General features: G+C 67.0%; 6 protein-coding genes and 6 pseudogenes. 7 read left to right on the top strand and 5 right to left on the bottom strand.

Going from position 1 to position 9,722, the window contains the following annotated elements:
• Positions 1-218 precede the first annotated feature (218 nt).
• Positions 219-720: pseudogene (locus ABZ919_RS38910) on the top strand (hypothetical protein); the annotation flags it as partial.
• Here the strand turns inward: ABZ919_RS38910 and ABZ919_RS38905 are convergent.
• Together ABZ919_RS38905 and ABZ919_RS38900 are read right to left on the bottom strand one after the other, a co-directional pair.
• Positions 662-958: a transposase gene (locus ABZ919_RS38905; RefSeq protein WP_361258178.1), complete on the bottom strand. Its 297-nt coding sequence runs from the start codon at positions 956-958 to the stop codon at positions 662-664. The pseudogene ABZ919_RS38910 and the gene ABZ919_RS38905 sit on opposite strands and share 59 nt — an antisense overlap.
• A 50-nt stretch (positions 959-1,008) precedes the next feature.
• A pseudogene (locus tag ABZ919_RS38900) lies at positions 1,009-1,122 on the bottom strand (transposase); the annotation flags it as partial.
• A 147-nt stretch (positions 1,123-1,269) separates the two neighbouring features.
• Between ABZ919_RS38900 and ABZ919_RS38895 the strand changes: the two are divergent.
• A pseudogene (locus ABZ919_RS38895) lies at positions 1,270-1,776 on the top strand (hypothetical protein); the annotation flags it as partial.
• A 25-nt stretch (positions 1,777-1,801) separates the two neighbouring features.
• Here the strand turns inward: ABZ919_RS38895 and ABZ919_RS38890 are convergent.
• Entirely contained in the window at positions 1,802-2,326 is a 525-nt protein-coding gene (locus tag ABZ919_RS38890; RefSeq protein WP_361258169.1) for a hypothetical protein, read from the bottom strand.
• A 1,009-nt stretch (positions 2,327-3,335) separates the two neighbouring features.
• Between ABZ919_RS38890 and ABZ919_RS38885 the strand changes: the two genes are divergently transcribed.
• A complete protein-coding gene (locus ABZ919_RS38885) occupies positions 3,336-4,856 on the top strand; it encodes a helix-turn-helix transcriptional regulator (protein ID WP_361258166.1) in 1,521 nt (506 codons plus the stop codon).
• 830 nt (positions 4,857-5,686) lie between these two features.
• On the opposite strand, the pseudogene ABZ919_RS38880 reads toward ABZ919_RS38885, so the two are convergent.
• Positions 5,687-5,911, bottom strand: a pseudogene (locus ABZ919_RS38880) (ATP-binding protein); the annotation flags it as partial.
• 473 nt (positions 5,912-6,384) lie between these two features.
• On the opposite strand from ABZ919_RS38880, the gene ABZ919_RS38875 reads away from it, so the two are divergent.
• A complete protein-coding gene (locus ABZ919_RS38875; protein WP_361258164.1) occupies positions 6,385-6,657 on the top strand; it encodes a hypothetical protein in 273 nt (90 codons plus the stop codon).
• A gap of 132 nt (positions 6,658-6,789) precedes the next feature.
• Here the strand turns inward: ABZ919_RS38875 and ABZ919_RS38870 are convergent, their stop codons facing one another.
• The gene (locus ABZ919_RS38870; protein ID WP_361258162.1) at positions 6,790-7,161 is read right to left on the bottom strand and encodes an STAS domain-containing protein; all 372 of its coding nucleotides are present in this window, start codon (positions 7,159-7,161) and stop codon (positions 6,790-6,792) included.
• Between the two features lie 303 nt (positions 7,162-7,464).
• Here ABZ919_RS38870 and ABZ919_RS38865 point away from each other — a divergent pair, with 303 nt between their 5' ends.
• From ABZ919_RS38865 to ABZ919_RS38855, 3 genes and pseudogenes are all read left to right on the top strand, one after another.
• Positions 7,465-7,857, top strand: a complete 393-nt coding sequence (locus ABZ919_RS38865; protein ID WP_361258159.1) for a hypothetical protein — start codon at positions 7,465-7,467, stop codon at positions 7,855-7,857.
• A gap of 88 nt (positions 7,858-7,945) precedes the next feature.
• A pseudogene (locus ABZ919_RS38860) lies at positions 7,946-8,760 on the top strand (IS5 family transposase); the annotation flags it as partial.
• A 55-nt stretch (positions 8,761-8,815) separates the two neighbouring features.
• A pseudogene (locus ABZ919_RS38855) lies at positions 8,816-9,670 on the top strand (IS256 family transposase); the annotation flags it as partial.
• Positions 9,671-9,722 lie beyond the last annotated feature (52 nt).

The following is a 9,722-nucleotide window of genomic DNA, read 5'->3' as shown; positions in this document are numbered from 1 at the left end:
CGACATCTCGAAGCGTGGAGAACGGCCGCCTCCGCTGTCCCGTGAAGAACCGCAGGTCAGCAGGACGAGTGACCCGCGAGGTTAAACGCCAAGCTTAGAGGTCGTTCTCCTTCCGAACCTCGTGTGTGGTTTCTGCTGGTCAGGCGTGAAAGCCCAGTTGTCGCGGGAGTCTCGGTCCGTTGCTGACCGAGATGTCGTGGGGGTGGCGGATGCCGTCGATGCGGGCGGTGTTGGAAGCGCGGCAGAAGGCCGCGGCGGTGCGGGTGGAGGAGCTTGAAACCGAGCTGAGCGGGTGCGGGCGGCTCTGGAAGACGCGAAAGAGGTGCTCAGGCGCCGAGTGATCGGGCTGGAGCAGTATCTGGAGGCACTGGCCGAGGAGGAGGCGCCCGCCGTAGTGGCTGGCGGGGTGTCGCAGAGGAAGCCGGTGGGTCCGCGCCGGGCGGTGCCTCACCGGGTCGGCGCGGCCGGGACTGAGGTGCTGTCCGTGGACTACCAGGCGTTGATGGCCGCCGCATTGGAGGCGGGAGCCGATGGGCTGGGTGCCCGGCGGTGCAGCAGTAGTGCTGGGCTGGGACAGCGCCTCCGCCTCCCGCGTCGAAGGGGCCAGGGCACGGCTGAAACGGCTGGTGGAACCGGGCTGGAGAGGAGAAACCGGGCAGCTTCATGCTGCCCGCGTCGGAACAGGACGCTGCCGGCCCTGGGCGGCCAGGCGGCGGCTCACGAGCATGGTCATCGACCACAGGACGATGCTCTCGCTGGTGTCGGTGCGCCGTTCGTAGTCACGGACCAGGCGCCGGCTGCGCAGGAGCCAGGCGAAGGATCTTTCGACGACCCAGCGGCGGGGCAGGACCTCAAAGCCGCTGGCATCGTCGCTGCGGCGGACGATGTCAAGGACGACTCCGAGGTGCTGGGTGGTCCAGTCGGTGAGGTGGCCGGTGTAACCGCCGTCGGCCCAGATGCGCGCCAGCCGCCGGAAGTGATTCTTTGCCGCGGGCAGAGCAGGATGCGGGCAGCGTCCCGGTCGGTCGTGGAGGCCGATGTGACGAGCACGGTCAGCAGGAGCCCGAGGGTGTCGGTGAGCAGGTGGCGCTTGCGCCCATTGATCTTCTTCCCGGCGTCGTATGACCAGCGGGACTGACGAAGCCCACGGCTCTGAACTGCTCAGATGCCGTGGGCTTCTGTCGTCGTTGGTCAGCGTCGGGCGGCCTCGCACGGGCCGGGGACGGCCCAGCCCGGCTCTACCCAGGCTGGGACATCAAGGAATGCGGGGGTTCGAACCTCTGGGACGGCGTCTACCCCCCGAAGGGAACGGCGTACGCGGCCAGCTGGCCGGGCGTGGATGTCATCGGCGACCAAAGGGTGATGATCGACGCCCCGTCCCAACTCCCGGAACACCTCGTGGCAGCAAGCGCCAGCCGACGACTCGTCCTGCATGCGATGCACAGCGTCGTCGACTGGCTGGCGTTCGCCGTTTGGGAGGACGGGCGCCTCGTCCGTTCCCTGAGCCTGTCCCCGGACAGCGGCACCATTGAGAACATCGGCGAACCGCTCCCCTTTGAGTTGCCCTACTGGGCTGGAGACCGGTCGGCCAACATCGTCCCCTGGTCCGACGAGGAGGAAGAGTCCTACCCCCTGCCCTTTTACCCCTTGGACCTGGGCGAGGACGCGTTGCGTTCGCTCTGCGGCTTCATCCAGGAAGGCCGTCCACAGCCCGATGATGTCGACGCGGAGGCCATCGAGTTGTACGGATTCCATGTACAAGACCCGCATGTATGACAGACCAGGTGGAGCGGCTCCGCTGTCACTGGTTGCTCGTGGTGCCGATGTCGACGATGTGGTTGTACCGCTCCACCAGCACGAAAAGCTTGATCTTCTGCGTCGTCTCCCCGCTGCCGAAGGTCAGGGTGACGATGACCTCATGGCCGTTACCCACGGCGCCGTTGTCGGTCACCGTCCACTTCCGCGGGACGTTTTGGGCACGCAGGACACCGTCTGCCCCGTGCTGCTTCTCCCAGGCCGCAAGTCGCTTGGCGAAGTCGGGCGTCAGGTAGTGCTTGCGGAGCACCGTTTCCAGCGTGGCGTCCGGGTCCGTGTAGTCGCCGATCGCGTCGATGTACGCGCCGTAGAAGTCGGCGACCCGGGTCACCACTTGGCCGCTTGTGCCGCTGACGGACTGCGGTGCGGCGGCGGACGACTTTGCGGGAGCATGGACGGATGCCTGTGCCGACACCTGTGTCGACACACCGAGTCCGACAGCCAGGACGAGGCCGGCGGCGACGGCCGCGCGGCGGCCCGGACGGCGGTGTGCGGGGGACTTCCTGTTCATGTGCATCTTCCTTTTCTGGTCCATATGTGGTTGCTCTCGGCCCGGTGTCTTCGTGCCGGGGCCGTCGTGTGGCTATCGCCTTTTCGGGTCGGCGGGAGCCGCCCCGGAGCCATGAACGTCTACTGCTGCGCGGACGCATTCCCCCCTGTCGCGGCTCGGGGCGCGATCGACGACACCAAGTCCGGCTGAAACGCGCCGTATGACCCTGTCAGTGGTCGATTGGCCGCCCTCCCCACCCCCGTGGCGGAGGGCGGCCCCCGTCATGCGGTCAGCGGAGCTTGTCCACGGCCCGTGACGGCCGTCTTCCTGGAGGCCTTCACCGGCGCATGCCCGAAGTCGCGAGACGGGTGTCAAAGACGTCTCAGGAGGTCACCGGTGCAGGCCGTATCCGTGCCTGCCCTCATCGGCAGGCAGCGTGCCGTAGTCCTTCAGCGTGGCCTCGGTCTCCGGGCCGGCCTCTCGATGCGTGCGCACAGGACTTGATGTCGTTGCTCGGCCGCGAGAAGCGCCCCTTCGCCACAGCCGTCCTGGACAACTGCACGCTGACCTGACGGACGGTCGCTCCTGGCGAGTTCGGTGCGGAACTCCCGGTACCAGGTCCGGGCTGTCGCCGCCCAGCGCCATGCGTAGACAGCGGTCCTGTTCCGCCGCCTCCGGTACGCAGGCGCTGACCTTGCCGGCCGTTCAGGACGAGCTTGGATACGACGGGAGTTGGGCCGCCGTGAGGAAGCCGACGCCTTGGCCGCGACGTTTGCCAGTGTGGCGAGCGTCGTGCCGAGGGCGAGCCCGTGACGGTGAGTGCGAGGGGCGGGCCTGCTCGGGTGCGCTGGGGCATGGGTGTCTCCCGTGGATGAGTGCATGAGTGTCGTTTGTCGCCCGCCGCCGACTGGCCGGTCCGGTTCTGGTCGGTGCGACACCAAGAGCATCAGCCGTCACGACGGCTCGGCGCAACGCCGGACGCCCGCCCGGTGAGGGTGGAACCATCCCAGCCCATCTGACGTGCAGGTATATGGACCGCCTGAGATACGGGCACACGTGGGAGGTTGGGGGAGCGGTGTCGACCGAGGACGACGTCGAGCAGTTCGCGGCGCTGCTGCGCCGGCTGAAGGACCGCACGGACCGGAGCTACGGCTCCCTGGCCCGCCGTCTCGGCATGAACACCTCCACGCTGCACCGGTACTGCGCGGGCGAGACGGTCCCGCAGGACTACGCTCCGGTGGAGCGGTTGGCCGCCTTCTGCGGAGCAACCCCGGAGGAACGCCTCGATCTGCACCGCCTGTGGCTGCTCGCGGTGACGGCACGACAGCGGCCGAGGGCGGGTGAGGAGGCAGCGGAGCCGACAAAGACCGAAGGGGCACTGAAGCCGACAGGGGACGAGCGGGCTTCGGGTCCGGACAGCCCGACGGCGGGGCGTGCGGGTGGCAGCACGTGCAGTGTGGGTGGTGGCGCCGAAGGCATCGGTGGTGGCGGGGGCAGCACGAGCGGTTCACCACCGCGACTCGATGCGGGCGCCCCCGACGCCGCACTGGCTGCTCCCGACGCTCCCGGACCGGGCAGCCGCGAGTCGACGGCCCAGTCGGATGCGGTCCGCTCAACCGGACGGCCCTGGTACCGCCGTCGCCGTACCGTCGTCGGCGCAGCCACGGCGACCGTACTGCTGGTGACGCTGGGCAGTATGTCGGCGCTGTCGGCCGACCGGTCTCACGACAACTCCGCCAAGGCCCCCGGTCAGTCCCGTACGACAGGAAGCGGTACGTCACACCACCCCTCGGCCACTGCGGCCAGCCCCTCCCGCAGCCGTTCTTCGGCCTCGCCCTCCACAGGAGTACGGCCTTCAGGGAGCCCCGAGTCGAAGGGCGGATCGTCGGCGGAGACGAAGAGCGACGCCCCCGTGCCAACCGGTGTGCCGCTCGCGTGGACCGCCGACTCGCAGATCTGGGACGGCGGTTGCGGGCACGACTACGTCATCGGCAAGGAGCCGGCCCAGGTGCCCCCGCCGCCGGTAGAGCAGGACGCCGGAGTGTGGGCAGCGACGCAGCAGGCGGTGCCTGGGCGGCAGACGATGGTGCAGATCTCGGTGCAGGGGAAGTCGTCCACGGCCGTGGTCCTCGCGGCCCTCCGGGTCCGTATCGTCAGCCGCGGCACCCCGGTCACCGGCAACGCGTACGCCATGGGCCAGGGCTGCGGCAGTGATCTGCCGCCCCGCAACTTCTCCGTGAACCTGGACGTCGACCGCCCGATCGCCCACGCGCGCCCCGGCAACGACAGCGGAAAGCCCGTCCCCGCGGTGCAGTTCCCCTACCGCGTCTCCGCCGAGGACCCGGAGGTGCTGCAGGTCACCGCGACGACCGAGGCCTATGACTGCAACTGGTACCTGGAACTCGACTGGTCATCCCAGGGCCGCACCGGCACGGTCCGCATCGACGACCACGGCCACCCGTTCCGCACCAGCAGCATCAAGGGCCTGCCCCACTACTGGTACGGCACGAACGACCACGGTGTGCGTCAGTGGGTACCCACCGACTCTTGAGGGAATGTGGGAGCTGTTCGGGCCATTTCCGCGATGTGACCGTTCCCCGTCACCCAGGCCCATGCTGCTGGAGGGGCCGGTTGCTGCCGCCTCGGCCAGGAAGGCCCGCTGCATTCCCCTCAGGTCCGGTGTCGGCTCCGGCTGACGCCTGTCCTATGCAATACCGGATGCAGAGCACTGGGGCTCGCGGGTCGACGTCCGTACGGTACTTCTCATGAGGGAGAGCAAACGGGGCATGCTGGACAAGTGCACGCTTTCCAAGCCTGTTGGTGGTCCAGCAGGGTAGGTGCCGGGTCGTTCACCTGCGTTCGCGCCCCTCCAGGTGCTCGGTGCGAGCCAATGCCCGTACCCTGCCGAACGGTGGTGACCGTCGCTGAATGAGACGGAAACCGAGACGCACGAGCGGGCCGTTCGGATACTGACCGCGGGCGCATCCGGCCGATGCCGGGGTCTCGTCACCGGCCTGGCTGGTGCAGCAGCCGGCGCCGGTGGCGTTGGGGTCGGCCCAGGCTCTGACGATCTACCAACTCAGCAGCGAACGGTCTGGGCGCCCTGCCACGTGTTTGGGCGCCCAGGCCGGGCTCTTGCGAGCAGAGGCAGACCCACCACGGGGGGAAGCGGGCCTGCCCCTGCACGGTGGCGCCCGCGAGCCTCCCCCAAGAGGGCAGGCGCCTGACCCCGCCTGGGGTCACTCTCCTAAGCGGCTGATGCGGATGGAGTGTCACGGGTGACGGCTGATGGTTGCAGGACAAGCACCACTGTGAAGCCGTCCACACGTGTACGTCACAGACGTGCCGCGTCGGCCCGGGTCTCTTGAACAGCTGTGGCTGCAACCGGCGCCCGGCTACGTCACCACCGGGGTCGTCTTCCAGCGCGATGGTGACAGTGATCCGCTTGCCGACTGGCTCGCGGTGGGCTTCAAAGCTGCGGCACACCGCCATGACGATCTCTAGTCCATGCTGTCCGACGCGGCCGGGGTCAGCCGCTCGAGCGATGGGAAGCGTCGGCTCGCTGTCCCAGACCGTCACCTCAACGGTGCTGTCGTGAATCTCCATTCGCCCTGCCATGGACTGATCCCCCGTATGTATCCTCACGCGTCTACCCCAGAGAGCACACCCCACGCAATGGTTGAGGGGCGAGATGACCAACGAGGTCGGTGTAGCGACTTGGAGTTTCAATCCCTTGGTTCAGGAGCCGAAGAAGTCACGGGCCGAGTCTGTGACCTGCGGCAGTGCTGTCGATCAACGCTGCGACCTGCGGCTTAGCTGTCGACGGTTGTCGGCGTTGGTTGTCGTTGAGCGTCCTCCGACGTCCCACAGGCGGCCCCAGGGATAACTCGGGCTTGAACAGCGTCACGCCAGGCGCGACGGGCAACGAGGCCTATTGCCCGCTCAGTTCGTCCAACAGTTTCGTGATTTATACGGCCGTAGGAGTGATCAAAAGATGAATGACGTTACGCTCTGATACTTTATGCGCATCGTTCTCCAGGTATGTGCCCGATCAGGGGCGCAGCAGCGGAGGAGAACACATGAGGACCGTCCAGAAGATTGCAGCGGTGGCCGCGGCCACCTGCGGAATCCTCTTCGCCGGCATCGGGGTGGCCAGCGCTGACCCCCAGGACAACGGCGGGGGGGACAACATCCCCGTACTCAGCAACATCAACACGATGAACTGGGACGATTCGCCCTTCTGCGGAGTTCAGGTCAAGACCAAGGACACCGAGCAGAAGACGTCCTGTCCGGTAGTGCACAACGAGGGCAGCTCCAACAGCCCGGTGTCCATCACCAGCTTCGGGTCTTGATCTCTCCTAGCGGTCCGGCGGTCCGGGGCCGCCGGACCGTTTCGGCTTGTCGGGGCGTTGGCAGCCAGGTGAGTAATCCGGCTGCTGTGTCGGTGGGCGATAGCAACAAGCTCGCCCATGCGAGCCACGTCCTTATCCGACTAGGGCTGCCTCAGCGTCCATGACCGTGTCGTACAGACGCAGGACTTGGTCAACACCGGTCATCCGAAGCAACTGGCGCAGAAACGATGGCAGGCATGCCAGGGCCAACGTCGCTCCGGCCCGCTCCGCGTCTCGACGCGCGGCGAGAAGGACGTTCAATCCCGATGAATCGCAGAACTGCACACCGGACATGTCCAGCACGATGCATTGAGCACCGGAGTTCACCAGTTCCAAGATCTGCGGCGTGATGATCGGGTTCGTCAGATGGTCCATCTCACCGCGCACCTGCGCCACCAGGCAGGGGTCAGTGTGGAATGTTTCCACTGCAGGGCCAGCAGTCACGACCACCACCTGTCCACTCACGGCACATTGCGAATGCGGGCCGTACTGTCGTGTTCATGCCCGCGCAATGAGCCTACCCCTGACGCCAGCGGCAGCAGGCGCTATACGACGGCTCCTACTCTGAACCGGTGGAAGCTTCGCTGGGTCCTGAGCAGCGCACCTGTGCCTATCGTCGCTGCGGTCCGAGTGCCACGCCTTCCCTACCTCACGCGCGTCCGCCGTCCATTGAGGTGATTCGGCCATTCCGTGGATCAGGGGTTGCCGCCGCACGACCCGTGCGTCACTGAACGCGATCGAAGCTCACCGCTTGTAATAATATTCCTCGTGCAGCCGCTGCCGGTTCCGTGCCCCGCCCACCTCATCCCGGTCGCCACCGGCACCGGCGCGTTCCGCAACGCGTACCGGAACGCCATGGTGGACGGCGCCGTGTTCATCGTCATCGAATGCGAAGGAAACCGGTGGACCGTGAAGGCGGACACACTCACTGCCGGCTCCGACCACGTAGTCACCGACTCAGTCAACGAGGAAGTCCGGGCCGCGATCAACCGCCTCGTGGAAAGGCACGAGGTCGACTGGGGCGCTTACACGGGACCCGTCTACCTCATGATGCACGGGGTGCGGAACGAAGAACGAGCCCGCGAACTCGCCGCCGCGCTTCACGCCGCCCTGTACGGAGACCTGGAACCCCTGACCCAGGCCGTCCCTCCCACAATGTGACCGCAAGCAGGTGCATTGCAACCTAGGGCTGAGCTGCGACACCCCCTTCAGACCGTGTCCTATGTGGTGATCGCTCGTTGGGCTGTCTATGGGGCGGGGTACGTGGAGTTGGATTGTTCCGGACGGGCTGTGGGAGATCGCCGAGCCGCTGACCCCACCGTCGAAGGTGCGGCCACAGGGCGGCGGAACGCAGGACACGCCTGATGAGACGCTGTTCGCGGCGATCATCTACGTGCTCGTCAGCGGTTGTGCCTGGCGGGCTCTGCCGCCGTGTTTCGGGATATCGAAGTCGACCGCGCACCGCAGGTTCCTGATCTGGTCGCGGGCCGGGGTGTGGGGCCGGCTGCATGAGGCGGTGCTGCACCGACTCGATGCCGCCGGCCTCATCGACGTCTCGCGGGTGGTCCTCGACTCCGCTCACGTGCGGGCTAAAAAGGGGGCGAACTCACAGCTCCGAGCCCCGTGGACCGGGGCAAGCCGGGTTCCAAGATGCACGTCCTGCCGGACGCGAACGGACTGCCCCTGGTCGTCGGCGTCTCGGCCGCCAACACCCACCACAGCGAGGCGCTGAAGCCCATGGCCGAGAGTCACCAAACGAGACACGACCCCCACCGCGGCCGCCACTTCAAGCCTCAGCGCCTGCACGGCGACAAGGCGTACGACATCCCCCACCTGCGGAAATGGTTACGCGGCAAGCGCATCGGCGTGCGCATCGCCCGTAAAGGCATCGAGTCCAGCGAGCGCCTGGGGCGCCGTCGTTGGGTGATCGAGCGGACGATGTCCTGGTTGTCCGGCTACCGCAGGCTCAGCCCCCGCTACGAGCGCGATCCCCGCAACTACCTGGCCTTTCTCGGCCTCGCCGCAGCCCTGTGCTGCTACAAGCGACTCCTCCGCCTCACCACATGGGACAGGGACTGTAAATCGTTCGGTGTAACTCCCGATCATGGAAGATGCATCGATGACCAGTGACAACGTGGCCGAGCACGAGGCTGTCGAGTTGGCAGCGGCTGTGTCGGCGAAGGCCGTGGACGACCAGCTGATCGACGAGCTGGTGAGCCGGGCTCAGGCAGAGGGCCTGCAGCTGACCGGTGAGGGCGGACTGCTCCAGCAGCTGACCAAGAGGCTGCTGGAGTCCGCCCTCGAGGGCGAAATCACCGACCACCTCGGTTATGACAAGCACGATCCGGCGGGCAAGGACGGGGGCAACTCCCGCAACGGCAAGCGCTCAAAGACCGTCCTGACCGAGGTCGGGCCGGTGGAGATAGCCGTGCCCCGCGACCGGGACGGCTCGTGAGAGCCGAAGATCGTCAAGAAGCGGCAGAGGCGCCGGACCGGCGTTGACGAGATGGTGATCTCGCTGGCCGCGAAGGGCCTGACCACCGGCGAGGTCCAGGCCCGTCTGGCGGAGGTCTACGGAGCCGAGGTGTCCCGGCAGACCATCTCTACCATCACCGACAAGGTCCTCGAGGGCATGGCCGAGTGGCAGAGCCGCCCTCTCGACCCCGTCTATCCGGTGGTCTTCGTTGACGCCATCCACGTGAAGATCCGTGACGGCGCGGTCGCCAACCGCCCCGTCTATGTGGCCCTGGCCGTCACCGTCGAGGGCCGGCGGGAGATCCTGGACTTGGGGGCCGGCGACGGCGGTGAGGGCGCCAAGCACTGGCTGCACATCCTCACCGAGATCAAGAACCGCGGCGTGAGCGACGTACTGATGCTGGTCTGCGACGGGCTCAAGGGTCTGCCCGAGGCGGTGGAGACGGTCCCGCCTCGCACCATCGTGCAGACCTGCGTGGTCCACCTGCTGCGGAACTCCTCCGCCGGTAACTCAACCACCCTGTTTACACCGTTCGTTTGACAGACCCCTG

Source organism: Streptomyces sp. NPDC046759 (assembly GCF_040645475.1).
In the GTDB taxonomy this organism is placed as follows: Bacteria; Actinomycetota; Actinomycetes; order Streptomycetales; family Streptomycetaceae; genus Streptomyces.
This window is presented reverse-complemented; position numbering and strand designations above follow the sequence as displayed.